Raw genomic sequence first — 26,432 nt, 5'->3', positions numbered from 1 at the left:
TTGAACTCAGATTCTGAAAGGTCAAAAAATCGGCTCCCTCTCCCTCGGGAGAGGGCTGGGGTGAGGGGCGAATCCAACACCGAACCAAAGCCGAACACCCGCTCTTCACCACTCAACAGGATGAGCGTTAGCTCGGCTGCGGCTTTTGATCTGTAAGGCGACGTCGGAAGGCTGAGTGGAGGGATTGATCCGGGCGTGGGAGCGCAGCGACCGTTTGGCGCAGCCAAACACAGCGAGAGGAGGTGCAGCGAAGCAAACCGTAGGCGCTGCGCCCGGATCGACCCCGCAGCGAAGGAACCCCGAGCCCCAGCGAGCGGGCCGCACGCAGGAGCAAGCGTTTTTTGCTTACTTTTTTAGGCGCTTGTAAAAAAGTGAGTCGCCGTAAGGGCGAAACCCTAACCCGCCGTTACCGAAAAAACGGATATACACACCAAACACCCACAACATGGTCGGCCCAAAGGCCGCCAAGACACAAAAAAAAGGGGCAACCGAAGTCGCCCCAAAATGCCTTGCGTGCTCATCAATCCAGAAGAATCACTTCTTGCGCTTATTCGCATCCTTCCAGATAAAAAATCCAAACCCTGCAAAAAACAGAACCATCAGCCCTACAGTCAGGACCCCGGCAAACACCACGTTATCGAAAAACATGACTGGCCTCCTGGCCCCTGCTCTGCTGCGATGGAACTAAGTTACCAAACACACAGGCGCACAAATTGACCGGGATCAATACCAGCAAGGAAGGGAGATAAAGGAGGGGAATTAAATGACCTGCATCAACGGATGCAGGGGCAGATCAACGCTTTTTCGGCTTGTTTTTCGACTTTTTCTTGGCTTTTCCCAACGGCATCGCCTGTTCAAAGGCCTGGCGCACTTCGTTCAGCCGCTTCTCTTTAATGTCATGCACGCGCTTGGCGCGTTCAGTACTGAGGTCAATCAGTTTGTCGTCTTGGCTCATGGCGTCAGTACATCACTTGAAAGAATCACAACTGCCACATCACCGGCAGGACTGCGCCAATAATGCAACGTCACACCAGCGCTGACCAGCCGAAGATCAGATCTCGATATCGACCCACAAGCCCTGACGCGGCTGATCTTCCATCAGCGGCACCACCGGCACGGTGTTGTCGGCGTTGAGTTCGGTGCCCGGCACGGCCAGATGCTCTTCCGGGTCTTCGTCAGCCTCGCGGCGGCGGCGATCACGCTCCTGCTGGCGGCGCTGTTCTTCGCGCGCCAGCAATCGATCCTCTTCGGGATCGCGCTTTTGCAGATCGATCGTGCTTTCGTTGGAGCTTTCCTGCACCGGCACCACCGGAGGAATGTCCGGCCGCTGACGAATCGGATCCTGCTGGGAAGTGATCGGCACAGCGCTCAGGGGGAGCATCGGTGGCAACATATATGGGGTCTCCTGTCAGCAGGCTATCGGCTGCGGCAAAGGCGCCTTGAGCCATTCGTCGCAAATCTGTGACGCACTTGGCACGTGTAGGAGCTGCCGAAGGCTGCGATCTTTATCAGACAGCTCAAACCTCAAGGGTTCTCAAAGATCAAAAGATCGCAGCCTTCGGCAGCTGCTACCCAGTAATCTTTGGCCCTGAAGCCCTCATTCCGTTAAGATAGCCCGCTTTTTCAAGGTGGGAGTCAGGCAGCATGGCGCAGCAGTATCAACCGGGGCAACGCTGGATCAGTGACAGCGAAGCAGAGCTTGGTTTAGGCACCGTTCTGGCACAGGACGGCCGCTTGTTGACCGTGCTTTACCCGGCCACTGGCGAAACCCGCCAGTACGCGCTACGGAATGCGCCCCTGACCCGCGTGCGATTCTCGCCGGGCGACAGCATCACCCACTTCGAAGGCTGGAAGATGACCGTGCAGCAAGTCGACGACGTCGACGGGCTGATGGTCTATCACGGTCTCAACGGGCAGAACGAAGCCGTCACCCTGCCGGAAACCCAGCTGTCGAACTTCATCCAGTTCCGTCTGGCCAGCGACCGTCTGTTCGCCGGGCAGATCGACCCGCTGGCGTGGTTCTCGCTGCGTTACAACACCCTCGAACACACCAGTCGCCAGTTGCAATCCTCGCTCTGGGGCCTGGGTGGCGTGCGTGCGCAACCGATCGCGCACCAATTGCACATCGCCCGTGAAGTTGCCGACCGCATTGCGCCGCGCGTATTGCTGGCGGACGAAGTGGGTCTGGGTAAAACCATCGAAGCCGGTCTGGTGATCCATCGCCAACTGCTCTCGGGCCGCGCCAACCGCGTGCTGATCCTCGTCCCGGAAAACCTTCAGCACCAGTGGCTGGTGGAGATGCGCCGCCGCTTCAACCTGCAGGTCGCGCTGTTCGACGAAGAACGCTTCATCGAAAGCGATGCCGCCAACCCGTTCGAAGACACCCAGCTTGCACTGGTGGCCCTGGAATGGCTGGTCGACGACGAGAAGGCGCAAGACGCACTGTTCGCCGCCGGCTGGGATCTGCTGGTGGTCGACGAGGCGCACCACCTGGTCTGGCACGAAGAAAAAGCCAGCGCCGAATACTCGCTGGTCGAGCAACTCGCCGAAGTCATCCCGGGCGTGCTGCTGCTTACCGCCACCCCGGAACAACTCGGCCAGGACAGCCACTTCGCCCGTCTGCGCCTGCTCGACCCGAACCGATTCCACGACCTGGCGGCGTTCCGCGCCGAGAGCGACAACTATCGCCCGGTGGCCGAAGCCGTTCAGGAACTGCTCGACAAGGGCCGTCTCTCGGCCAAAGCGCACAAAACCATTCAGGGTTTCCTCGGCAACGAAGGCGAAGCCTTGCTGACCGCGGTCAACGACGGCGACACCGAAGCCAGCGCGCGCCTCGTGCGTGAACTGCTTGACCGCCATGGCACTGGCCGCGTGCTGTTCCGTAACACCCGCGCCGCCGTGCAGGGTTTCCCAGAGCGCAAACTGCACCCGTACCCGCTGCCGTGCCCGGACGAATACCTCGAGCTGCCGCTGGGCGAACACGCCGAGTTGTACCCGGAAGTCAGCTTCCAGGCGCAGCCAGACGCCAGCGAAGAAGAGCGCTGGTGGAAATTCGACCCGCGTGTCGAATGGCTGATCGATCAGCTGAAAATGCTCAAGCGCACCAAAGTACTGGTGATCTGCGCCCACGCCGAAACCGCGATGGATCTGGAAGACGCCTTGCGCGTGCGTTCCGGCATCCCGGCCACAGTGTTCCACGAAGGCATGAACATCCTTGAGCGTGACCGCGCTGCTGCGTACTTCGCTGATGAAGAGTTTGGCGCGCAAGTGCTGATCTGCTCGGAAATCGGCAGTGAAGGTCGCAACTTCCAGTTCGCTCACCACCTGGTGCTGTTCGATCTGCCGTCGCACCCGGACCTGCTCGAGCAGCGTATCGGTCGTCTCGACCGGATCGGCCAGAAACACATCATCGAACTGCACGTGCCGTACCTGGAAACCAGCCCGCAAGAGCGCCTGTTCCAGTGGTATCACGAAGCGCTGAACGCGTTCCTCAACACCTGCCCGACCGGCAACGCCTTGCAGCATCAGTTCGGCCCGCGCCTGCTGCCGTTGCTCGAAGAAGCCGACGACAGCGAGTGGCAAGCGCTGATCGACGAAGCGCGCAGCGAGCGTGAGCGTCTGGAAGCCGAACTGCACACCGGTCGCGACCGTCTGCTGGAGCTCAACTCCGGTGGTGCTGGCGAAGGTGAAGCGCTGGTCGAGGACATCCTTGAGCAAGACGATCAGTTCGCCCTGCCGATCTACATGGAAACCCTGTTCGACGCGTTCGGCATCGACAGCGAAGACCATTCGGAAAACGCCCTGATCCTCAAGCCGAGCGAGAAGATGCTCGATGCCAGTTTCCCGCTGGGCGACGACGAAGGCGTGACCATCACCTACGACCGCAACCAGGCGCTATCGCGTGAGGACATGCAGTTCATCACCTGGGAACACCCGATGGTGCAGGGCGGTATGGACCTGGTGCTGTCCGGTTCGATGGGCAACACCGCCGTCGCGCTGATCAAGAACAAGGCGTTGAAGCCGGGCACTGTGCTGCTGGAACTGCTGTATGTCAGCGAAGTGGTAGCGCCGCGTTCGCTGCAACTGGGCCGATACCTGCCGCCGGCCGCGCTGCGCTGCCTGCTCGATGCCAACGGCAACGACCTGTCGGCTCGCGTCTCGTTTGAAACGCTGAACGATCAGCTGGAAAGCGTGCCACGCGCCAGCGCCAACAAGTTCATCCAGGCCCAGCGCGATCAGTTGACGCCACGGATCAACGCCGGTGAAGACAAGATCGCCCCACGTCACGCCGAGCGCGTGGCCGAGGCCCGTCGCCGTCTGGCGGCCGACACCGACGAAGAACTGGCGCGCCTGACCGCGTTGCAAGCGGTCAACCCGACTGTGCGCGACAGCGAACTGGTGGCGTTGCGTGAACAGCGTGAGCAGGGTCTGGCGATGCTGGATAAAGCGGCGTTGCGTCTGGAAGCGATTCGGGTATTGGTGGCGGGCTAGACCGCCCCGCTCCAGCGCTGAAAACAACAAGGCCCGCAGTGATGCGGGCCTTTTTTATTCAAAGCAAAAGCAAAGATCGCAGCCTTCGGCAGCTCCTACAGGAACCGTACTCCTATGTAGGAGCTGCCGAAGGCTGCGATCTTTTGATCTTAAGCCGTCGCCGCAGCCACTTCTGGCTCAACCACCGCAACCAACCCCTCCTTCATCCGCTGTGCATCGCGCACAAAACACCGCGCCGCCAGAAACAGAAACACCATGGTCAGAAACAACGCCACCGGAATCAGGTACATCGCATCATGCAGCCCGACTGCCTTGAACGCCTCGGTCATCTGCTCAGCCCCCGCCGCCGCCATCGCGGTATGCGCAAAATGATCGGACAAGCCCCCCACCACCACCGGCCCCAAACCACCGCCGAGCAGATACAACCCGGCAAAGAACAACGCCATCGCCGTCGCCCGCAAACGCGGTTCGACCACGTCCTGAATCGCCGTATAAACACAGGTGTAGAAGTTGTAGGCAAACAGCCAGCCGACACTGAATACCGCGACAAACACACCAATCTCGATGCGCCCGGCATGCAGCGCCCAGGCCGTGCACAACGTCGAAATAATCAGACTGAACGCGGCGAACAACAACCGACCATTGGCCACACGCTGGTGAATCTTGTCGGCAATCCAGCCGCCCAGCGTCAACCCGACCAGCCCGGTGACGCCGACGATCATCCCGGTAGCCACCGCCGCCTCCTGCAACGGCATGAGGAAATAGCGTTGCAGCATCGGCACCAGAAACGAGTTGCAGGCATACGTTGCGAAGTTGAAGCACAACCCGGCCAGCACCAGCCAGAGAAAAGTCGGTACCGCGAGAATCCGCCGGATCGGCCTGTCGACCTTCTCTTGCGAAACCTGCACGGTCTCCGCTGCGCCGCGCTTGGGCTCTTTAATAAAGAACATGAAGATCGCGAGGATCAGCCCCGGCACTGCCGCAATAAAGAACGGCGCACGCCAGCTGTCAAACGCCTTCACCATCCAGCCAATGGTGAAGAACGCCAGCAACAAGCCCAACGGCAGACCGAGCATGAAAATGCCCATGGCCCGCGCCCGACGATGGGCCGGAAACAGATCGCCAATCAGCGAATTGGCCGCCGGCGCATAACTGGCCTCGCCGATGCCGATGCCCATGCGCACGATCAGAAAACTCCAGAAACTGCCGACCAGACCGTTGACCGCCGTCAGCGCACTCCACGTCGCCAGGCCCCAGCCCATCAGTTTGCTGCGCGAGCCGGTGTCAGCCATCCGCCCCAGCGGCAGGCCGGCAATCGCGTAAACAATGGTGAAGGCGGTGCCGACGATCCCCAGTTGGAAGTCGCTGAGGTGCCATTCCATGCGGATCGGCTCGATGATGATCGCCGGAATGGTGCGGTCGAAGAAGTTGAACAAGTTGGCGAGGAACAGCAGGAACAGAATGCGCCAGGCATTCGCCGCTTGGGTCGAGTTCTGCATGGGTCCGTCTCTTTATTGTTATAGGGCTTCACTGCCAACGCATCCGAGCCCGGAACCTGCAATCTAGTCAGCCAGGACGGGGCTGTCTGTGATCATTCGTCTGCCTGATATCGGACCATGGCACTGTAACGAAACGTAAGCCCTTGATAAGCCTGCAATCCCCCGAAAACCGGGGCTTTTGCGGCAAAACCTTGCCACAAAAAAATAGTTTCGCGCCCCCCTTCCCAAGTCTGCGGCAAAGCCTAGAATGGCCGGCGGATCCGTCCGGATCTCCCGATCAATCCCTTTGATACCCTCGCCCATGTCTGAAGTCAGTCCGTGTCTGAATTGCGGTGCCTGCTGTTCCCATTTTCGCGTGTCTTTCTTTTGGGGTGAGTGTTCATCTTCCGGCGGCACGGTGCCCGATGAACTGGTCACACAGATCAGTCCCAGTCGGGTGGCAATGAATGGCACCGACTGCAAATCGCCGCGCTGCACGGCGTTGGTCGGCGAAGTCGGCAGCGAGGTGAAGTGCTCGATTTATGAATTGCGCTCCAGCCCCTGCCGCGAATTCGAATCGTCATGGGAAAACGGCGAACAGAATGTCGACTGCGACAAGGCCCGAGCGCGTTTCGGTTTGCCGCCGCTGCAACCGGACTGGGCGCAAATCCCTTTCGAACAGATCGCTTGAGCCTTTAGCGCCAATCGCTATGACGCTAATGCCGAAATCATTAGCGCCAATGTGCCACTACCCCTTCCAGGCCAAAAACCGCCTCTATACTCCTGTCATTCGCCTGCGTTCACCGCGCAGTCAGGACGACTTCAGAGACGGGGCATGCTATGGAGTGGCTTGGTTTGCAGTTTGTTACCGAGCTGCCGGAGAGCGGGCAGGTCATCCTCGATTGCAGTCACAACCCTCTCCTGGTGATGGTTGCGTATCTGGTCGCCTGCGCAGCCAGTTTCGCTACTCTGGATATGGCTGAGCGCGTTGTAAATGCCGAAGATCCGGGGTCGCGGCGGATCTGGCGCTGGATCGGCGCGACCTGCCTGGCCGGCGGCATCTGGGCCATGCATTTCATCGGCATGCTGGCTTTCCAGACACCCATCGACATTCAGTACGACCTTGGCATCACCCTTTTCTCGTTGCTGATCGCCCTGCTCGCCTCTTGGCTGGCCATGCAAACCCTTAGCGAAGCGCAGCCGAGTGCATTGCATTGCTTGAAAACCGCGTTTGTCATCGGCCTGGGCATCGCCGGCATGCATTACGTTGGCATGGCGGCGATGAAGTCGAGCGCCACCGCCTACTATCAGCCAGTACTGTTCGCGCTGTCTGTGGCGATCGCCATCGGCGCCAGTTTCGCCGCGCTGTGGGTGGCCCGCTATCTGAGCGAAGGCAGCGGCGTGGCGCATCAGTTGCTCAAGTACAGCGCTGCACTGATTCTCGGCGCCGGCATCATCAGCATGCATTTCACCGGCATGGCTGCGCTGGATCTGGTTCTTCCCGAAGGAGACCTGACAGCGAGCGGCGGCGATAACGGGCATCTGCAACTGGGCCTGACCGTGGCGCTGATCATCCTGCTGATCCTTGGCAGTGCGATCAGTGCAGGGCTGGCCGACAAGAAACTGCAAAACAAAGAAGAGGATCTGCGCCGGCTCAACGCCTTGCTCAGTCAACTCGATCAGGCGCGCATGTCACTGCAACAAGTGGCCAACTACGACGCCCTGACCAACCTGATCAACCGTCGTGGTTTCAACCAGATCTTCGCCGAGAAACTCAGCCAGAAAACCAGCGAAGGCGGCATGCTCGCGGTGATGTTTCTCGACATCGACCACTTCAAGCGGATCAACGACAGCCTCGGCCATGATGCCGGTGACGAGTTGCTCAAGGTCATCGCCCAGCACATCAAAGGCTCGGTGCGCAGCCATGAAGACGTGGTCGCGCGCTTCGGCGGCGACGAATTCTGCATCCTCATTAACCTGCGTGAGCGCGAAGAAGCCCGCAATATGGCGCAGCGCATCATGCTCAAGATGAAAGAGCCGATCGAGTTGGCCGGACGTCGCATGGTGATGACCACCAGCATCGGCATCAGTCTGTTTCCGGAAGATGGCAGCACCTGCGAAGAACTGCTCAAGCACGCCGATCTGGCGTTGTATCAATCCAAAGGCGCGGGACGTAATGGCCTGCACTTTTTCAGTTCCAACCTTAAGACCCGCGCCAGCTTCGAGCTGCAACTGGAAGAAGAACTGCGCCACGCCCTGCGCGAGGAAAACGGTCTGACGCTCTATTACCAACCGATCTTCGAACTGAAAACCGGCCGTGTCACCAAACTCGAAGCGCTGATCCGCTGGCAACATCCTCTGCACGGTTTACTGACCCCGGATCGCTTTATCACTATCGCCGAAAACAATGGCCTGATCGCCGAACTGGACAACTGGGTGCTGCGCCGCGCATGCAAGGATCTCGGTGAATTGTCGCGGCATGGCTGCGAAGAACTGAAAATTGCCTGGAACTGCTCGCCGCTCAATCTCGCACGGGAAGAACTGGCCACGGAAATCGAAAGTGCCTTGCGCACTGCCGGGGTCGCACCGGAACGCCTGGAACTGGAAGTCACCGAAAACGCGTTGATGGGCAACATCGCCAACACCCTGGTGCTGCTACGGCAGATCCGTGCGCTCGGGGTGTCGTTGTCGATCGACGACTTCGGCACCGGCTATTCCTCACTGGCCTACCTCAAGCGCCTGCCGCTCAACACCTTGAAGATCGACCGCTCGTTCATCCTCGACATTCCCACGGCCACGGCCGACATGGAGATTGTCCAGGCGATCATCGTCATGGCGCACACCCTGCATTTGCAAGTGGTGACCGAAGGCGTGGAAAGCCTGGAGCAGTACGAATTCCTTGAACGCTCGGGCTGCGACTTTATTCAGGGTTACCTGCTCAGCCGCCCGGTACCGCTGGACGAGCTGCGCCCGGTGCTGGAAGAAATCAATCAGCGCAAGCATTCACACGCGGTCAATCCGTTGATTCTGGCGCGCGGTACATTTGCACCAGTGTCGCTGGATCCTGCGCCAAATAGCCTTGCGCCCCATGCAGGCGCATCAGTTGTGCGGCCAATCCGCTGATCGGCGTCGCCGAGCCTTGTTCGCGGGAAAACTTCACTGCCGTATCGAGATCCTTGAGCAAGGTGCGCACGTGCCACTTGATCGGTTCGAAACGGCTTTCGGCCATTTGCGGCGCAAGAATTTGCAACGGTTTTGAATCGGCGAAACCGCCGGCCAGGGCTTCGGCGATCAGGCTGGCATCGACGCCAGCCTGTTCGGCCAGTGCCACCACTTCGGCAATCACCAGCGCATTGCAGGCAACGATCATCTGGTTGCAGGCCTTGGTCACCTGGCCCGCGCCTATGCCACCCATGTGCGTGACCCGTTGACCGAGGTTGAGCAGCACCGGGCGCACGCGTTCAAGATCTGCCGCTTCACCACCGACCATGATCGCCAGGCTACCGGCTTCGGCGCCGACCACGCCGCCCGACACGGGTGAGTCCAGCCAGCTCATCCCGGTTTTATCCGCCAGCGCCGCCGCCATCTCGCGAGTGGCCGTCGGTTCAAGGCTGGAAAAATCCACCAGCAACTGGCCGTTTTTCGCGCCTTCGGCGATACCGCCAGCGCCAAACACCACCTCGCGAACCACCGCCGTATCGGCCAGACACAGCATTACCACGTCGGCGTGCTCGCACAATTCAGCGGAGGTCGCCACTTGGCGGGCACCGGCCTCGACCAGTGGCGCGCACTTGGCCGGGTTGCGATTCCACACGGTCAGCGGGTAACCCGCCGCCATCAGACGCCGGCACATGGGCAGGCCCATCAGACCGATTCCGGCGAACCCCAACGAAGGTAGCGTTGACATCATTTTGCCTCTTTTCGATTAAAGATCGCCGAATAATGGCCGATTCATCAACGATCAGGAAAGGATTCCCCCCAGCGACAGTCAGGCCAAAACCCTGATGCTCGGGCTCAATTCGCGCAATTAAAAGACGCGAGATCTTATTCCGTGAGGTTCGCAGGCAACTGGCCCGCGAGCCAACCCAGTCCAGGTATATGGCGCACAATGAATTCTAAAAACAATCCCGCCACTGCGGTAGCCGATCTGACTTTGAGCCCTGCCGCCAACAGCCCGTCATCGTCGAAGCCATTGGTCCCGTCGCGCCCGCTGTCGACTCAGCAATACCTGTACTTCACCGAAACCAATACCGACCGCATCCTCGACAACCTCGACGGCCTGCGTGATCTGGTGTTCCCGCGTCCGCCGCACTTGGAAGGCGACAACGAACAGCACAACGACCAGGAATTCCCTTCGGTGTGCCTGATCGGCCTCGGTCGCTGCGGCTCGAACATCGCCCTCGACGTCGCGGAGCTGGTGTACAACGCGCGCAAGTTCTACCTCAACGAATTCAATAACGAAGATCGCGCGGCGGATCGCCGCCTGGCCGACAAGGGCTACAGCCCGGCGCAGTGGATCAAGAACAACCTGCGCATCGGCCCAAACAAATCGACCAAACCGGTGTTTCTGGTCGAACCACTGGTGATGCTCGGCGACCTCGACAAGGACATCGCCGGGCGCATCCGTTTCTCGCGCAAAGGCGAGAAAAGCGGCTTCCTGCGCGACTACAGCAAAATGAAGATCATGGACTTGTCCGAAGTCCACGCCGGTGGCGCCGGTAACGCGCCGATCCTCGGCCAGTACCTGGCGAAGATCATCCTCAACAAGGACACTCAGCGCTTCTCCAGCCCAGACTGGAAAATGATCCACTCGTACCTGATCGACAGCTGCGGCATCAAGGCCAACCAGTCGCGCCTGTATTTCTCGATCTTCAGTGCTGGCGGCGGTACCGGTTCCGGCATGGCCTCGGAGTTCGGCCTGGCCCAGCAGCACTCGTACATGAACAAGACGTTCGACACCAAGCCGATGGACGAGCATGACGGCAAGAGCGGGCATTCGTTCGTGTTCGAACCGATCTTCACCAGCGGCATCTGCGTGCTGCCGAACATCTCCGATCACCGCAGCGAAATGTCCGAGGCGCTGCACATCAACGCCGGTCGCCTGCTGTGCAAATATCTTTCGGAAGAATGGGATTTCTCCTACAACTTCGCCAACGAAGACAGCAGCGAAGCCAGCGTCATGGGCCGTATCCGCCCTTGGAACGCGATGATGTTGATCTCCAACGACATCATGCGTTACGCCGAAGAAAGCGACGACGGCAACATCCAGAACATTGATGTCAATGCCATGGAAAAGCACGCCAACCAGTACATCTCGCAGCAGATCTTCAACATTCTGACGGCGCAGGCTGTCACCACGGACTACGACCAGAACTACTTCCGCCGTGCCGGTATCGACATTGGCGAAACCATTCGCCTCGACGCCAACGACCTGTTCATGAGCCTGGCCGGCCCGGTGGCGATTGCCTACGCCGAATCGGTGGTGCCGGAAACGCCGCCGCCGAGCAGCGACAAATTCAAGGTGTTCGACAAAGAGCCGCAGCGCCTGAACATCGACGACCTGTTCTTCCGTTCGATCGACCTGCCGCACTTCAACAAAGTGACCCAGGCGATTGAAGGCATCAGCCTGTTGCCAATCGAGTCCAAGCGTTATCGCGCGTCGCTTGAGCAGTACAAGAATTCCGGCTACGACGCTGCGGCGCTGCACGACCTGCACTTCTTCAAGAACTGCTCATCGGTGGTCTCGATCGTCTCGCTGCCGAAAGACTACAAGCTGTCGTACATGGACCTGAACCGGTTGAAGACTCACCTGAACAGCCTGTTCCCGAATACCACGCTCAAGCGTTACGCACTGGTAATCGGCGCCTCGGCCAACCTGTCGCTGACCACATTGATCGCGAAGAGCCCGTGCCTCTCGGATGACTTCCTGACCCTGATCGTCGCGTTCATCAAACGCTGCTTCGCGAAGAACCCGTACCGTTTCGACGAGACCCTGGACAACTCGATCCTCGATTTCATCATTAATGAAGAGTTCGACGAAGACCGCATCGACGACCTGCTCAACGAGTTCGAAAACCCGGCGAAGATCCTCGATACCAACTGGTACGCGATCAAACCGATGTACGAGAAGAAGTACCGCGAGCTGATCAACGACAAAGAGAAGTTTGTCTCGATCAATGACATTCGTTTGTCGCGCGATTGCGTGAAGAAGTCGATCAAATACCTGCGCGAGATTTACCGTCACCGGATTGGCAAGACCAAGGTTATTTCCCTCAATAACCATACCGGCAAGTCGTTCTCGGTCTGATCCAGGATCGAGTCGCGGCAATCGCGAGCAGGCTCACTCCTACAATTGGAATGCGTTCCCCTGTAGGAGTGAGCCTGCTCGCGATGGCCTTTTCAGACGAAAGAAATCTCGAATCCAACATCCAGAAACAATTAAGCAGCCGTTAGGCTGCTTACTAAACTGTTCCCGTTACGTTTACGTCACCGTGAGCCCACCCGCGCTTGTGGTGTTTCTCTACGGCAACGTGCCATCACGCTACTCCGCTACACACTTTTCGCCGATGACCGGACGCACCATCAAGGTGCGACGCCAGTAGCGACCGCCCTTTCCTGGACCAGAATCCACGGCCGAACTACCACTGCCCACATCTCGGGATCGCGCTCGAAAAGATCCAGCGCCCGCGTTTCAGACAGCTTGGCGAGTTTGTCTTCGGCCAGCCAGGCAGCCACTTTCTCGCCATCATCCGAGGCCACGGCCTCGGCGGCGGCGATCAAATCCAGCGCAGGGTCGACCCACAATAGGGCACCCTTGGCGAAGAACGGCTCCAACTCTTTCCAGGTAATCGATGCGGTTTCACCAAGCAGCTTGGCATAGAGGGTGCTAGGTTCTTGATTCATGGGTGCTGTCCGGAAAAGAAATCGACGCGAATAATAACGTTGGTGGTCCGCCAGCAAAACCCGGTTGCAAAAGGCTGCACCGAACGAAAAGAGCAGGAACGCCAGGGAATGCTGCTGATTGGGCTATATGCCCACGAACGCCCCGCCGCAATTCTGTCTTTTTCATTCAAAAATGCGACACCCCCAAGTTTTGCCCCTCGGCGCCCGCTTCCCAGGCTGACAACCGGCGCTCTACACTGTACCGGTACAGTTGCCGGGGGCATTTCCGGAGGGTATCGCAAAGATATCTGACCCGGTTCTGCTGCTACGGCGCCAGAACTCAAAAAAATTACAACAGTAAGAGTGGAGCACTATGACTAAGGCTACTAAGCAGATTTCCAAACTGTTTGCCGCTATGGTTCTGGCCGGGGTTGCCAGCCATTCGTTCGCAGCTGACACCATCAAAATCGGTATCGCCGGCCCTAAAACCGGTCCAGTAGCCCAATACGGCGACATGCAGTTCAGTGGCGCGAAAATGGCCATCGAGCAAATCAACGCCAAGGGCGGCGTCGACGGCAAGAAACTCGAAGCCGTTGAATACGACGATGCCTGCGATCCAAAACAAGCGGTAGCGGTCGCGAACAAGGTCGTCAACGACGGCGTCAAGTTCGTCGTCGGTCACCTGTGCTCCAGCTCCACTCAACCGGCTTCGGACATCTACGAAGACGAAGGCGTGATCATGATCACCCCGGCTGCCACCAGCCCGGACATCACCGCCCGTGGTTACAAAATGGTCTTCCGTACCATCGGTCTGGACAGCGCCCAGGGCCCTGCCGCCGGTAACTACATTGCCGACCACGTGAAACCGAAAATTGTCGGCGTCCTGCACGACAAGCAACAGTACGGTGAAGGCATCGCCACCGCGGTGAAATCGACCCTCGAGAAGAAAGGCACCAAGGTGGCCGTGTTCGAAGGCGTCAACGCCGGCGACAAAGACTTCTCGGCGATCATCGCCAAGCTCAAGCAAGCCAACGTCGACTTCGTTTACTACGGCGGCTACCACCCGGAGCTGGGTCTGATCCTGCGCCAAGCCCAGGAAAAAGGCCTGAAAGCCAAGTTCATGGGTCCGGAAGGCGTGGGTAACGATTCCATCACCCAGATCGCCAAGGATGCGTCCGAAGGTCTGCTGGTGACCCTGCCAAAATCCTTCGACCAGGATCCGGCCAACGTTGCTCTGGCTGATGCATTCAAAGCCAAGAAGGAAGATCCGAGCGGTCCGTTCGTGTTCCCTTCCTACTCGGCGGTGACTGTAATTGCCGAAGGCATCAAGGCAGCCAAGTCCGAAGACGCGACCAAAGTGGCTGAAGCCATCCACGCCGGGACCTTCAAGACCCCGACTGGCGACCTGAGCTTCGACGCCAAGGGCGACCTCAAAGACTTCAAATTCGTGGTCTACGAGTGGCACAACGGCAAACCTAAAACTGAAGTATCGCCTCAGTAAGGCGCTGCCTGACTGACTGCCAATAAAGCCCACGGCGTGCCGTGGGCTTTGTTTTACGAATGTATTGGGCCGCGCTGGCGTGATCCGCCAGTCTCCCCACCTGAAAATCTCAAAACCGTCATCAGCGGTTCGCTGGCAAAACCCGGATTCGAAGTGGATAAAGATCCACGGGGCCGGGCGGGAAAATGACTCCACCAGTGAAATGCGTATCAGGTTTTTAGGAGCGCTGTAATGCCTGACATCTATCACTTCTTCCAACAGCTGGTTAACGGCCTGAACGTTGGCAGCATGTATGCCTTGATCGCCATCGGCTACACGATGGTCTACGGCATCATTGGAATGATCAACTTCGCCCACGGCGAGGTGTACATGATCGGCTCCTACGTGGCGTTCATCGCCATCGCCGGGTTGACCATGATGGGACTCGACAGTGTCCCGCTGTTGATGACGGCGGCGTTCATCGCCAGCATCGTCGTCACCAGTTCCTACGGTTACAGCATCGAACGCATTGCCTACCGCCCCCTGCGCGGCAGCAACCGTCTGATCCCGCTGATTTCCGCGATCGGTATGTCGATCTTCCTGCAGAACACGGTTCTGCTGGCGCAAGACTCCAAGGACAAAGCTATCCCCAACCTGATTCCGGGCAACATTGCCTTCGGCCCAGGTGGCGCACAAGAAGTGCTGATTTCCTACATGCAAATCGTGGTGTTCGTGGTGACCCTGATCGCCATGCTCGGCCTGACGCTGTTCATCTCCCGCTCTCGCTTGGGTCGCGCCTGCCGCGCCTGCGCCGAAGACATCAAGATGGCCAACCTGCTCGGCATCAACACCAACAACATCATCGCCCTGACCTTCGTCATTGGTGCCGCGCTGGCAGCCGTTGCGGCTGTGCTGCTGAGCATGCAATACGGGGTGATCAACCCGAACGCCGGTTTCCTCGTCGGCCTCAAAGCCTTCACCGCAGCGGTACTTGGCGGTATCGGCAGCATCCCCGGCGCCATGCTCGGCGGGTTGGTGCTGGGGGTGGCGGAAGCGTTTGGCGCCGATATCTTCGGTGACCAATACAAGGACGTCGTGGCTTTCGGCTTGTTGGTTCTGGTGTTGTTGTTCCGTCCGACCGGCATTCTGGGCCGTCCGGAGGTTGAGAAAGTATGACTAGGAATCTTAAACAGGCGCTGTTCAGCGCTTTGCTGGTGTGGGCCGTGGCCTACCCGGTACTCGGTCTGAAACTGACCATCGTCGGCATCAACCTGGAAGTGCACAACACCAGCCCGACCGTGCTGGCGACCATCGCCATCTGTTCGGTGCTGATGTTCCTGCGCGTGCTGTTCAACCAGCAGATCAGCAAGGCCTGGCGCTCATCGCCGGGCCTGCCGCTGATTCCGGCCAAAGCGAGCAACTTCCTCACTCTGCCAACCACCCAGCGCTATTTCATCATTGCGCTGATCCTGCTGGCACTGGTGTGGCCGTTCTTCGGCTCGCGTGGGGCGGTGGATATCGCAACGCTGATCCTGATCTACGTGATGCTTGGCCTCGGCCTGAACATCGTCGTCGGTCTGGCCGGTCTGCTCGACCTCGGTTACGTCGGCTTCTATGCCGTCGGCGCCTACAGCTACGCGCTGCTGTCGCACTACTACGGCCTGAGCTTCTGGATCTGCCTGCCGATTGCCGGCCTGATGGCCGCGACGTTCGGCTTCCTGCTGGGCTTCCCGGTGCTGCGTTTGCGCGGCGACTATCTGGCGATCGTGACCCTCGGCTTCGGCGAGATCATCCGTCTGTTCCTGCGTAACCTGACCGACATCACTGGCGGTCCGAACGGCATCAGCAACATCGAGAAACCGACGTTCTTCGGTCTGACCTTCGAACGTAAAGCCGCGGAAGGCATGCAAACCTTCCACGAGTATTTCGGCCTGCAATACAACTCGATCAACAAGGTGATCTTCCTCTACCTCGTTGCCCTGGTGCTGGCGCTGGCGGCGCTGTTCGTCATCAACCGTTTGCTGCGCATGCCGATCGGCCGTGCGTGGGAAGCGTTGCGTGAAGACGAAATTGCCTGCCGTGCGCTGGGTCTGAATCCAACGATCATCAAGTTGTCCGCGTTCACCCTCGGCGCTGCATTCGCCGGTTTCGCCGGTAGCTTCTTCGCCGCCCGTCAGGGTCTGGTGACCCCGGAATCGTTCACCTTCATCGAGTCGGCAATCATCCTCGCCATTGTGGTGCTGGGCGGTATGGGCTCGCAGTTGGGTGTGATCCTGGCTGCCGTGGTGATGATTCTGTTGCCGGAAATGATGCGTGAGTTCAGCGAGTACCGGATGTTGATGTTCGGTGCGCTGATGGTGCTGATGATGATCTGGCGTCCACAAGGTCTGCTGCCGATGCAACGCCCACACATGGAGTTGCGAAAATGAGCCGCGAGATCCTTAAAGTCGAAAACCTGAGCATGCGCTTCGGCGGTTTGCTCGCGGTCAACGGTGTGGCCCTGACCGTCAAAGAGAAACAGGTGGTTGCACTGATCGGGCCCAACGGCGCCGGCAAGACCACCGTGTTCAACTGCCTGACCGGTTTCTATCAGCCCACCGGCGGTAGCATCCTTTTGGACGGCGAGCCGATTCAAGGCCTGCCGGGCCACAAGATCGCCCTCAAAGGCGTGGTGCGCACGTTCCAGAACGTGCGCCTGTTCAAGGATATGACGGCGGTCGAGAACCTGTTGATCGCCCAGCACCGTCACCTGAACACCAACTTCCTGGCCGGCCTGTTCAAGACCCCGGCGTTCCGCAAAAGCGAGCGCGAGGCCATGGAGTTTGCCGAGTACTGGCTGGAAAAGGTCAACCTGAAGGAGTTCGCCAACCGTACCGCCGGCACCCTGGCTTACGGTCAGCAACGGCGTCTGGAAATCGCTCGCTGCATGATGACCCGTCCGCGGATCCTCATGCTCGACGAACCGGCTGCCGGTCTGAACCCGAAGGAAACCGAAGACCTCAAGGCGCTGATCAGCGTGCTGCGTGAAGAGCACAACGTCACCGTGCTGCTGATCGAACACGACATGAAACTGGTCATGAGCATTTCCGACCACATCGTCGTGATCAACCAGGGCACGCCTCTGGCCGACGGTACGCCAGAACAGATCCGCGACAATCCTGAAGTGATCAAAGCCTACCTGGGGGAAGCGTAAATGCTGCAGTTCGAAAACGTTTCCACCTTCTACGGCAAGATCCAGGCCCTGCACAGCGTCAACGTCGAAGTCCGTCAGGGCGAGATCGTGACCCTGATCGGCGCCAACGGTGCCGGCAAGTCGACGCTGCTGATGACACTTTGCGGTTCGCCGCAAGCGCACAGCGGCAGCATCCGCTACATGGGTGAGGAGCTGGTCGGCCAGGACTCGTCGCAGATCATGCGCAAAAGCATCGCGGTGGTGCCGGAAGGTCGTCGGGTGTTTGCCCGTCTGACCGTTGAAGAAAACCTGTCCATGGGCGGCTTCTTCACCGACAAAGGCGACTATCAGGAACAGATGGACAAGGTTCTCGGACTTTTCCCACGCCTGAAAGAACGCTTCAACCAGCGCGGCGGCACCATGTCCGGCGGCGAACAGCAAATGCTCGCCATCGGCCGTGCGTTGATGAGCAAGCCCAAGCTGTTGCTGCTCGACGAGCCGTCGCTGGGCCTGGCACCGATCATCATCCAGCAGATTTTCGACATCATCGAAATGCTGCGCAAGGACGGTGTGACGGTGTTCCTGGTTGAGCAGAACGCCAACCAGGCGCTGAAAATTGCTGACCGGGCGTACGTTCTGGAGAACGGCCGTGTGGTCATGCAAGGCACCGGTGAAGCGCTGCTGACCGACCCGAAAGTACGCGAGGCGTACCTCGGCGGTTGATGTGTTTCGCTAAACAAAAAACGGCCTTCGGGCCGTTTTTTTTGTGCCTGCACGATTTTCAGATTCTCCAAAAAGCCCTTGTAGGAGTGAGCCTGCTCGCGATGGCGTTGTGTCATTCAACATCACCAGTATCTGACATGACGCCATCGCGAGCAGGCTCACTCCTACAGGGTTTTGCGTTTTTCCAAAAAGATTTTGAGCGGGCTGTAACGCAACGCCACCTCGTTTCTCTAGAGGGACAAGCAAGCGCAAACGCGCTTGTAAAAACCCTGAACAAGACTGGAGAAACATCATGACTGCTACCACCCGCACCCTGTCCGCCACCGCCCTGGTTCTGGCCCTCGGTTCTGCCCTGAGCATGGCCGCTGTATCGACCGTCCATGCTGCCGACGCCGACATGGAAAAATGCTTCGGCGTGGCCATGAAAGGTCACAACGATTGCGCAGCAGGCGCGGGCACCACCTGTGCCGGCACGTCGAAAATGGACTATCAGGCCAATGCCTGGAAGCTCGTACCGAAAGGCACCTGCGCCACCACTGAAAGCAAAACCTCGCCGACCGGTTTCGGTCAGATGGAAGCCTTCAAAGCCAAGTCCTGATCGTTGGCCTGCCTGAGTGACGATCATGCTCACAATCAATGACCATGCCCCCTCCTGCACTCAGGCAGCCCTTCTCGGGCTCCCGCCCCGTGCCGGGCTGGGGCTCAAGACCGGGCACTTTCGTGACGTGCTCGGCTCACTACCGGACATTGGCTTCTTCGAAGTCCACGCCGAAAACTACATGGTGGCCGGCGGTCCGTTTCATCATTTTCTCGGTTTGATCCGCGAGCAGTATCCGCTGTCGCTGCACGGTGTCGGCTTGTCCATCGGCGCTGAAGGACCGTTGGATAAACAGCATCTCAAACGCCTCGCCGAACTGATTCAGCGCTATCAACCGCAATCCTTTTCCGAACACCTGGCCTGGTCAAGCCATGGCCCGGTGTTTCTCAATGACCTGTTGCCGCTGGCCTATGACACGCCGACATTGAACCGCGTCTGCGAGCATATCGATCAGGTGCAGAGCACGCTCAAACGGCCCATGTTGCTGGAGAATCCGGCGACCTATCTGGGTTTTCAGCGTTCGACCATCGATGAAGCGGAGTTCATCGCCGAGGTCATCCGCCGCAGCGGCTGCGGCTTGTTGCTAGACGTCAACAATGTCTATGTTTCTTGCGTCAACCATCAGCGGGATCCGCTGGCGTATCTCGATGCGCTGCCATTACACGCGGTGGGTGAAATTCATCTGGCGGGGTTTGCCGAGGATAGCGACAGCCTTGGCGATCGCTTGCTGATCGACGATCACGGTGCCCCGATCGATCAAGCCGTCTGGCGTTTGTACCGGAAAGTGCTGCAACGAATCGGTCCGGTGGCGACATTGATCGAGCGCGACAATCACGTGCCGGCGTTCGAGGTGCTACTGGCGGAGGCGCAACAAGCTGAGGCGTTTTTAATGGATGCCGGAGCACGCTCATGAGCGTTCAACGTGATTTCGCTGCCGCGCTCATCGACACGCGGGCACCCTGCCCCGAAGGTCTGTGCTGCGCCAACGGTGCCGATCCGGCGAGCCGTTTCGCGGTGTACCGCAATAACGTGCTGGGTTCGCTGATCAATGCGTTGAGCGACAGTTATCCGGTGGTTGCGCAATTGGTCGGCGAGGATTTCTTCCGCGCCATGGCGGCCATTTTCGTACAACAGCAGCCGCCGCAAAGTCCGCTGATGAATCGCTATGGCGAAGCGTTTGCAGCCTTCATCCAGACATTCGAATCCGCCTCGAGCGTGCCCTATCTGGCCGATGTCGCGCGGCTCGAGCATTTGCGCACGCGGGCCTATCACGCCGCCGACGCCGAGCCGGTGCGGCACGAACAAATCACTGCGGCGTTAGCCTCCCCACAAGCCTTGAGTGAATTGTGCCTGGTGTTTCATCCGTCCCTGCACTTGCTCGATTGCGCCTATGCCGTGGTTGCGATCTGGGCGGCACATCAGCAGGACGCTGTGCTCGAGGGCATCGAGATCGATCGTCGGCAACATGCCCTGATTCTGCGCAATGGCCTGGACGTCGAAGTGTTTGCCCTCGAACCCGGGGCCAGCGTGTTTATCCGTCATCTGATCGATGGCCAACCACTTCTGGCAGCGGTTGAAAACAGCCCTGAATTCGATCTCGGCCAAACCCTCGGCCTGCTGACCGCACACAACGCGATCACCCACTTGAACAACAAGGAATCGCCATGAGCCTCCTCCTCATCACCCGCGCCATCGCGCTGCTGGAAAAAATCCCTCACAGCCTGATCGCCTTCATTGCCCGTTTCTCGATAGCCGCGGTGTTCTGGAAGTCAGGGCAAACCAAGGTTGAAGGTTTGGCCATCGACCTGATCGACGGGACCTTTCAACTCGGTTGGCCGCGGCTGGCCGACTCGACCATTCCGTTGTTCAAGAGCGAATACCACGTGCCGCTGCTGTCGCCGGAACTCGCCGCGCACCTGGCGGCGTTCGCCGAACACTTTTTTCCGGTGCTGATACTGATCGGCTTCGCCACACGGTTTTCGGCATTGGCGTTGTTGGGCATGACGCTGACCATTCAGCTGTTTGTGTACCCCGATGCCTATCCGACTCACGGCACCTGGGCGGCGGTGTTGCTGTATCTGATGGCGACCGGCCCGGGCAAGGTGTCGATCGATCACCTGATCGCCCGCCGTTTCGCCAACTGAACGCCGACCTGTAGGAGCTGCCGAAGGCTGCGATCTTTTGATCTTGCTTTGAAAAAAACAAAATCAAAAGATCGCAGCCTTCGGCAGCTCCTACATGGGGTTTATGTTCATATGATCAGCGCTGAAGTCGATCCAACGCCTCGCCGCTGCGCTTGAACCAGCCGATCAAATAGTCTGCGAGCACCTGCGTGCGCTTCGGCAATCCGCCCTGATACGGATGCACCAGGTACATCGGCATGCGTCGGGTCTGAAAATCTCGCAGCAGCCAGCGCAATCTGCCGTCAGCCAATTCCGCTTGCAGCAAGTAGGAAGGCAATCGTGCGACACCGGCGCCGCTGAGCGCGGCTTTCTTCAGCAAGTTGTAATGATTGCTGGCGAACGGTCCTGACACCCGCACTCGTAACAATTCATGCTGCTGGTGATACAGCCATTCCTCACGCCCGCTGTAGTGGCTGTTGAGCAAACAGCGATGTTCGGTCAATGCTTGCGGCGTCAGCGGTTCACCGAAACGCTCGAGATATGCCGGGCTGGCGCAGGTCATTTCCTGCCAGGCCAGTAACGGTTTGGCAACCAGTCGTTCGTCATTGGCCACTTCGCTACGGATCGCCAGATCAAAGCCGTCCCGCGACAAATCGCGATAACTGTTGTTCAACTCCAGCTCGATCTGCACTTCGGGGTATTTGTGCGAAAACTCCAACAGCAAACCATCAAAAAAGGTTTCCCCCAGAGACACCGGCACCGTCATTCGCACCGGTCCGGCCATATCGTCTTTTAGCCGCGCCAAGGCCTGACGCGCTTTTTCGACCTGGACGACCAACGCTTGCGCCTGCGGCAACAATGCCGCGCCCGCCGCGGTCAGGCTCAAGCGCCGGGTCGTGCGTTGCAGCAACACCACGGAGAACTGCGCCTCGAGCTGGCTGATGCGCTTGGACAACTGCCCCTTGCTACAGCCCAACTGCTGCGCTGCCAAGGTGAAACTGCCCGCTTCGATCAACACCGCGAACGCCGCCAGATCATCCATTTCGCTCATGGATTGTTTCCATCTGAAAACCAAAGGTTGCCCATTAGTGCGCTTATCCGCAGAAAAAACCACTCTAGACTGAAACCTCGTTCAATCACTTGAGGTACAGCTCGATGAAGATTCTGTTGATAGGCGCTGGCGGCACCATTGGTTCGGCGGTGGACAAAGAGCTGTCGCAACGCCACGAAGTCATTCGTATCGGCCGCACCAGCGGTGATTTGCAAGTGGATATCAGCGACAGCGCGTCGATCCGCAAACTGTTCGAAAAGACCGGCAAGTTCGATGCGCTGGTCTGCGCTGCGGGCAACGTGACCTTCGCACCGCTGGGCGAGATGACGGAAGACAGCTTCGCTCTCGGCCTCAAAGACAAACTGATGGGTCAGGTCAATCTGCTGCTGATTGGTCGCGAATTCGCCAATGACGACGCCTCGTTCACCTTCACCACCGGCGTGCTCAGCCACGATCCGATTCGCAGCGGCGCCTGCGCAGCGCTGGTTAACGGTGCTCTGGACAGTTTCGTCCGCGCCGCCGCCATCGAACTGCCACGCGGCCTGAGAGTGAACTCGATCAGTCCGACCGTACTGCTCGAAGCGATGGGCAGTTACGCCCCGTATTTCCGTGGTTACAAGCCGGTTCCTGCAGCGGATGTGGCATTGGCCTACGCGAAAAGTGTCGAAGGCTTGCAGACAGGTCAGACATTTCACGTGGGCTAAACCCTTGTGATGAACGGTCAGGCTGCGTAACGTGGCGGCACTTGTCTGGAGAGTCGAAGATGCGTGTTGCCCGTTCGTTAGTCGTTGTTGCCCTGCTGCCGTTGTTTGCCGCTTGCCAGTTGTTCGACGGCCAGCGAGAAAGTGCCTCGCACGTCGGGCAGACGCGGATGCAGGGGCAACTGACCGCCGCTGACGGCAAACTGGTGTTCCAGCCGTGCCAGGAGCAGCGTCAACTGGTGGTCAATGACATCGGCGGCACCAGCGTTCTGCAGGAAGCAGCAACACTTGCTGATGAACAAGGCAAACTGTTTGCCGATGTCCGCGGCAAAGTCGCCGGTGACCGCCTCGACCTGACTCAGTTGTATCGCGTCGAGCGCTCCGGCACGGCCTGCGATGATCCGAATTTCAAACTGCTGATCCTCCGCGCCGCCGGCCATGGCCCGGAATGGAACGTCAAAGTCAGCGGCAGAGGCATGGTCATCGACCGCGAAGGCCAGCCGCCGCTTGCCATGCCGTATGTTGAAGAACAACTGGGCGACGGCCGCTTCAACCTCAGCAGTGAAGCCAACAATCAGCGCATCGAATTGTGGGTCGCGCCACAACGCTGCGTCGACAGCAGCACCGGTAGCGTGCAGCACATGAGCGCCGAGTTGCGCATCGACGGTCAGGTGCAGCGCGGGTGCGGGTATTTCGGCGGATCGCGCAACGACTGAGCGTTTTAGCCTCACCGGATCCGGCCTTTGCGGCTTATAATCGCGGCCTTCAAACGCCCTGGCGCAGTTGTGCGCCCCGCGAACCCGGATCCTCGCCATGTTACGAATCACTGAACTCAAGCTGCCAATCGACCATCCCGAAGAAGACCTGCGCGTTGCCATCGTGCAACGTCTGGGCATCGCCAGCGATGATCTGCTCGATTTCACCTTGTTCAAGCGCAGCTACGATGCGCGCAAAAAGTCCTCCGAACTGTGCTTCATCTACACCATCGACCTCGAAGTGCGCGACGAGGCCAAGGTGTTGGGCAAGTTCGCCGACGACCGTAACGTCAACGTGGCGCCGGATGTCAGCTACAAATTCGTAGGTGAAGCGCCAAGCGACCTGAGCCAGCGCCCGATCGTCGTCGGTTTCGGCCCGTGCGGGATCTTCGCCGGTCTGTTGCTGGCGCAAATGGGCTTCAAGCCGATCGTCCTCGAACGTGGCACCGAAGTCCGTCAACGCACCAAAGACACCTGGGGCCTGTGGCGTAAAAGCGTGCTCAACCCCGAGTCCAACGTGCAGTTCGGCGAAGGCGGCGCGGGCACGTTCTCCGACGGCAAGCTGTACAGCCAGATCAAGGATCCTAAGTTCCTCGGCCGCAAAGTCCTGCACGAGTTCGTCAAGGCTGGCGCGCCGGAAGAAATCCTCTACGTCAGCAAGCCGCACATCGGTACGTTCCGTCTGACCGGCATGGTTGAAAACATGCGCGAGCAGATCCGCGAACTGGGCGGTGAAGTGCGCTTCCAGGAACGCGTCACCGACGTGCTGATCGAAGACGGCCAACTGGTCGGCGTCGAACTGGCCAGCGGCGAAACCCTGCATTCGAAACACGTGGTTCTGGCCCTCGGCCACAGCGCCCGCGACACTTTCCGCATGCTCCACAGCCGTGGCGTGTTCATGGAAGCCAAACCGTTCTCGGTGGGTTTCCGCATCGAACACCCGCAATCACTGATCGACCGTGCGCGTCTGGGCAAGTACGCCGGCCACCCGAAACTGGGCGCCGCCGACTACAAACTGGTGCACCACGCCAAAAATGGCCGTTCGGTCTACAGCTTCTGCATGTGCCCGGGCGGCACGGTGGTCGCGGCGACTTCCGAGCCGAACCGCGTGGTCACCAACGGCATGAGCCAGTACTCGCGTAACGAGCGCAACGCCAACTCCGGCATCGTCGTCGGCATCACCCCGGAAGTCGATTATCCGGGCGGCCCGCTGGCCGGGATCGAGTTGCAGGAGCGTCTGGAGTCCCACGCCTTCATCCTTGGCGGCAGCGATTACAAGGCACCGGCGCAACTGGTTGGCGACTTCATCAACGACATTCCTTCGACCGAGCTGGGCGAAGTCGAGCCGTCGTACAAACCGGGCGTGGCACTGGGCGATCTGGCCCTGGCCTTGCCGGACTTTGCCATTGAGGCGATTCGTGAAGCCTTGCCAGCGTTCGAGAAGCAGATTCGCGGTTACTCGCTGCACGATGCGGTGTTGACCGGGATCGAGACGCGCACGTCGTCGCCGTTGCGCATTACCCGTAACGAAACCCTGCAGAGCATGAACGTGAAGGGCTTGTTCCCTGCTGGTGAGGGCGCGGGTTATGCGGGCGGGATTCTGTCGGCGGGTGTGGACGGGATTCGCATTGCCGAGGCCGTGGCACGCGACATTCTCGGCCTGACTGACTAATCATCTGAAGCAATACAAAGCCCTGTGGGAGCGAGCCTGCTCGCGAAAGCGGCATTTCAGACAACAATGATGTTGAATGAGATGCCCCCTTCGCGAGCAGGTCGAATCGTCGCACCGTCGCCCCCATATTTGGTTTTTGCGTTTCTTCAGATATTGGCGCGCAGGACTGAAGTCGGCAGCGGCTCACCGCGCTCGGCACTCGCCGCCACCGCCTCGATCAACCCCGCCAACTCATACCCTTGCGCTTGCAGCCAATCCTGATCGTAGTAAGTGTCGGCATACCGCTCGCCGCCATCGCACAGAATCGCCACGATCGACCCCGACTCCCCCGCCGCTTTCATCTGCTGCGCCGCCATCAAGGCGCCGATCAGATTGGTCCCGCTCGACCCGCCAACATGCCGTCCCAGACGCTGCGCCAGATAATGCATGGCCGCCAGCGACAAGGCGTCCGGCACCTTGACCATCGCATCGATCACCTTCGGCAGAAACGACGCCTCAACGCGCGGCCGACCAATGCCTTCAATCCGCGAACCGCAATCCAGACGCAAACTCGCATCGCCGGTCTGGTAGTAATCAAAGAACACCGAACGCTCGGCATCGGCGCACAACACCCGGGTGCAGTGCTGGCGATAGCGCACGTAGCGGCCAAGGGTTGCGGTGGTGCCGCCGGTGCCGGGGCTGGAAATCAGCCAGCTCGGTTCCGGGTGTTTTTCGTAACGCATCTGCTGGAAAATCGACTCGGCGATATTGTTGTTTGCGCGCCAGTCGGTGGCGCGTTCGGCGTAGGTGAACTGATCGATGAAGTGGCCGCCATGCTCGCGGGCCAGACGCTCGGATTCAGCGTAAATCTGCGTGGGATCTTTCACCAGATGACTTTGGCCCCCGTAGAAGGCGATCTGCGCAATCTTCTCTTTGGAGGTGGTCGCCGGCATCACCGCAATAAACGGCAAACCGAGCATCCGCGCGAAGTACGCCTCGGAAATCGCCGTCGAACCGCTGGACGCCTCGATCACCGGCGCGCCGGGCTTCAACCAGCCGTTACACAACGCATAGAGAAACAGCGAACGGGCCAGGCGATGTTTGAGGCTGCCGGTCGGATGACTGGACTCATCCTTGAAGTACAACTCGATGCCCGCAAAACCCGGCAGCGGCAAAGGGATCAGGTGGGTGTCGGCGCTGCGCTGAAAATCCGCCTCGATGATGCGGATGGCTTCGCGGGCCCACTGTCGGTTGTCGCTCATGGTGATGGTTCTCGTTGAATCGGGCAGGAGATGAATGCGTCCAAAAGGCTCACTCATCAGCTTAG

General features: G+C 59.2%; 24 protein-coding genes. 16 read left to right on the top strand and 8 right to left on the bottom strand.

The annotated features are described in order from the left end of the window. Positions 1–534: 534 nt before the first annotated feature. The 3 genes from ccoM to PspR84_RS06865 all read right to left on the bottom strand — a co-directional run bounded on the left by ccoM (position 535) and on the right by PspR84_RS06865 (position 1,393). On the bottom strand, positions 535–648 hold the full coding sequence (gene ccoM / locus PspR84_RS29830; protein ID WP_003222396.1) for a cytochrome c oxidase subunit CcoM: 114 nt from the start codon (positions 646–648) through the stop codon (positions 535–537). 145 nt (positions 649–793) lie between these two features. After that, positions 794–955 (bottom strand): hypothetical protein, encoded by a 162-nt coding sequence (locus PspR84_RS29445; RefSeq protein ID WP_007918490.1) that lies wholly within the window; start codon positions 953–955, stop codon positions 794–796. Between the two features lie 96 nt (positions 956–1,051). Further along, positions 1,052–1,393, bottom strand: a complete 342-nt coding sequence (locus tag PspR84_RS06865; RefSeq protein ID WP_003222394.1) for a hypothetical protein — start codon at positions 1,391–1,393, stop codon at positions 1,052–1,054. Between the two features lie 251 nt (positions 1,394–1,644). On the opposite strand from PspR84_RS06865, the gene rapA reads away from it, so the two are divergent. Continuing rightward, complete coding sequence (gene rapA, locus PspR84_RS06860; RefSeq protein WP_008082238.1) at positions 1,645–4,491, top strand: RNA polymerase-associated protein RapA; 2,847 nt, start codon at positions 1,645–1,647, stop codon at positions 4,489–4,491. 149 nt (positions 4,492–4,640) lie between these two features. On the opposite strand, the gene PspR84_RS06855 is transcribed toward rapA, so the two are convergent. After that, a complete protein-coding gene (locus PspR84_RS06855; protein WP_160056414.1) occupies positions 4,641–5,990 on the bottom strand; it encodes an MFS transporter in 1,350 nt (449 codons plus the stop codon). A gap of 301 nt (positions 5,991–6,291) precedes the next feature. On the opposite strand from PspR84_RS06855, the gene PspR84_RS06850 reads away from it, so the two are divergent. Both PspR84_RS06850 and PspR84_RS06845 read left to right on the top strand, forming a co-directional pair. Beyond that, positions 6,292–6,660 (top strand): YkgJ family cysteine cluster protein, encoded by a 369-nt coding sequence (locus PspR84_RS06850; protein WP_007918504.1) that lies wholly within the window; start codon positions 6,292–6,294, stop codon positions 6,658–6,660. 149 nt (positions 6,661–6,809) lie between these two features. Next, on the top strand, positions 6,810–9,092 hold the full coding sequence (locus PspR84_RS06845) for a bifunctional diguanylate cyclase/phosphodiesterase (protein WP_160056412.1): 2,283 nt from the start codon (positions 6,810–6,812) through the stop codon (positions 9,090–9,092). On the opposite strand, the gene PspR84_RS06840 is transcribed toward PspR84_RS06845, so the two are convergent. Next, positions 8,983–9,879 (bottom strand): NAD(P)-dependent oxidoreductase, encoded by an 897-nt coding sequence (locus PspR84_RS06840; protein ID WP_174244435.1) that lies wholly within the window; start codon positions 9,877–9,879, stop codon positions 8,983–8,985. The two genes, PspR84_RS06845 and PspR84_RS06840, sit on opposite strands and share 110 nt — an antisense overlap. 198 nt (positions 9,880–10,077) lie before the next feature. Between PspR84_RS06840 and PspR84_RS06835 the strand changes: the two genes are divergently transcribed. Beyond that, positions 10,078–12,276: a hypothetical protein gene (locus PspR84_RS06835; protein WP_160056408.1), complete on the top strand. Its 2,199-nt coding sequence runs from the start codon at positions 10,078–10,080 to the stop codon at positions 12,274–12,276. 275 nt (positions 12,277–12,551) lie between these two features. Here the strand turns inward: PspR84_RS06835 and PspR84_RS06830 are convergent, their stop codons facing one another. After that, positions 12,552–12,872 (bottom strand): DUF2288 domain-containing protein, encoded by a 321-nt coding sequence (locus PspR84_RS06830; protein ID WP_160056406.1) that lies wholly within the window; start codon positions 12,870–12,872, stop codon positions 12,552–12,554. Positions 12,873–13,224: 352 nt separating this feature from the next. Between PspR84_RS06830 and PspR84_RS06825 the strand changes: the two genes are divergently transcribed. The 9 genes from PspR84_RS06825 (at position 13,225) to PspR84_RS06785 (ending at position 20,968) form a co-directional block, all read left to right on the top strand. Next, a complete protein-coding gene (locus PspR84_RS06825; RefSeq protein WP_095138462.1) occupies positions 13,225–14,352 on the top strand; it encodes a branched-chain amino acid ABC transporter substrate-binding protein in 1,128 nt (375 codons plus the stop codon). Between the two features lie 231 nt (positions 14,353–14,583). Further along, positions 14,584–15,507, top strand: a complete 924-nt coding sequence (gene livH, locus PspR84_RS06820) for a high-affinity branched-chain amino acid ABC transporter permease LivH (RefSeq protein ID WP_007918526.1) — start codon at positions 14,584–14,586, stop codon at positions 15,505–15,507. After that, a complete protein-coding gene (locus tag PspR84_RS06815; RefSeq protein ID WP_160056404.1) occupies positions 15,504–16,760 on the top strand; it encodes a high-affinity branched-chain amino acid ABC transporter permease LivM in 1,257 nt (418 codons plus the stop codon). The genes livH and PspR84_RS06815 overlap by 4 nt, the downstream gene beginning before the upstream one ends. Beyond that, positions 16,757–17,524: a high-affinity branched-chain amino acid ABC transporter ATP-binding protein LivG gene (livG, locus tag PspR84_RS06810; protein ID WP_077571419.1), complete on the top strand. Its 768-nt coding sequence runs from the start codon at positions 16,757–16,759 to the stop codon at positions 17,522–17,524. Before PspR84_RS06815 ends, livG begins: the two co-directional genes overlap by 4 nt. Further along, positions 17,525–18,226 carry an ABC transporter ATP-binding protein gene (locus PspR84_RS06805; protein WP_008082262.1) on the top strand — a complete coding sequence of 234 codons (702 nt, stop codon included), beginning with the start codon at positions 17,525–17,527 and terminating at the stop codon, positions 18,224–18,226. 292 nt (positions 18,227–18,518) lie between these two features. After that, positions 18,519–18,824 carry a DUF2282 domain-containing protein gene (locus PspR84_RS06800; RefSeq protein WP_007918537.1) on the top strand — a complete coding sequence of 102 codons (306 nt, stop codon included), beginning with the start codon at positions 18,519–18,521 and terminating at the stop codon, positions 18,822–18,824. A gap of 25 nt (positions 18,825–18,849) precedes the next feature. Continuing rightward, positions 18,850–19,737, top strand: a complete 888-nt coding sequence (locus PspR84_RS06795; protein ID WP_160056402.1) for a DUF692 domain-containing protein — start codon at positions 18,850–18,852, stop codon at positions 19,735–19,737. After that, the gene (locus PspR84_RS06790; RefSeq protein WP_160056400.1) at positions 19,734–20,492 is read left to right on the top strand and encodes a DNA-binding domain-containing protein; all 759 of its coding nucleotides are present in this window, start codon (positions 19,734–19,736) and stop codon (positions 20,490–20,492) included. The genes PspR84_RS06795 and PspR84_RS06790 overlap by 4 nt, the downstream gene beginning before the upstream one ends. Further along, complete coding sequence (locus PspR84_RS06785; protein ID WP_160056398.1) at positions 20,489–20,968, top strand: DoxX family protein; 480 nt, start codon at positions 20,489–20,491, stop codon at positions 20,966–20,968. Before PspR84_RS06790 ends, PspR84_RS06785 begins: the two co-directional genes overlap by 4 nt. 115 nt (positions 20,969–21,083) lie before the next feature. On the opposite strand, the gene PspR84_RS06780 is transcribed toward PspR84_RS06785, so the two are convergent. Continuing rightward, entirely contained in the window at positions 21,084–21,998 is a 915-nt protein-coding gene (locus tag PspR84_RS06780) for a LysR family transcriptional regulator (protein ID WP_160056396.1), read from the bottom strand. 104 nt (positions 21,999–22,102) lie between these two features. Between PspR84_RS06780 and PspR84_RS06775 the strand changes: the two genes are divergently transcribed. The 3 genes from PspR84_RS06775 to PspR84_RS06765 all read left to right on the top strand — a co-directional run bounded on the left by PspR84_RS06775 (position 22,103) and on the right by PspR84_RS06765 (position 25,126). Beyond that, a complete protein-coding gene (locus PspR84_RS06775) occupies positions 22,103–22,702 on the top strand; it encodes a short chain dehydrogenase (protein WP_160056395.1) in 600 nt (199 codons plus the stop codon). Positions 22,703–22,761: 59 nt separating this feature from the next. After that, the gene (locus PspR84_RS06770) at positions 22,762–23,415 is read left to right on the top strand and encodes a hypothetical protein (RefSeq protein ID WP_160056393.1); all 654 of its coding nucleotides are present in this window, start codon (positions 22,762–22,764) and stop codon (positions 23,413–23,415) included. 97 nt (positions 23,416–23,512) lie between these two features. Next, on the top strand, positions 23,513–25,126 hold the full coding sequence (locus tag PspR84_RS06765; RefSeq protein WP_160056391.1) for an NAD(P)/FAD-dependent oxidoreductase: 1,614 nt from the start codon (positions 23,513–23,515) through the stop codon (positions 25,124–25,126). A gap of 146 nt (positions 25,127–25,272) precedes the next feature. Here PspR84_RS06765 and PspR84_RS06760 read toward each other — a convergent pair whose 3' ends face one another. Beyond that, entirely contained in the window at positions 25,273–26,367 is a 1,095-nt protein-coding gene (locus PspR84_RS06760) for a PLP-dependent cysteine synthase family protein (protein WP_160056389.1), read from the bottom strand. Positions 26,368–26,432: the final 65 nt, after the last annotated feature.

Source organism: Pseudomonas sp. R84 (genome assembly GCF_009834515.1).
GTDB lineage: Bacteria > Pseudomonadota > Gammaproteobacteria > Pseudomonadales > Pseudomonadaceae > Aquipseudomonas.
The sequence above is the reverse complement of the archived record's forward strand: the minus strand, read 5'-3'. Positions and strand labels throughout refer to the sequence as shown.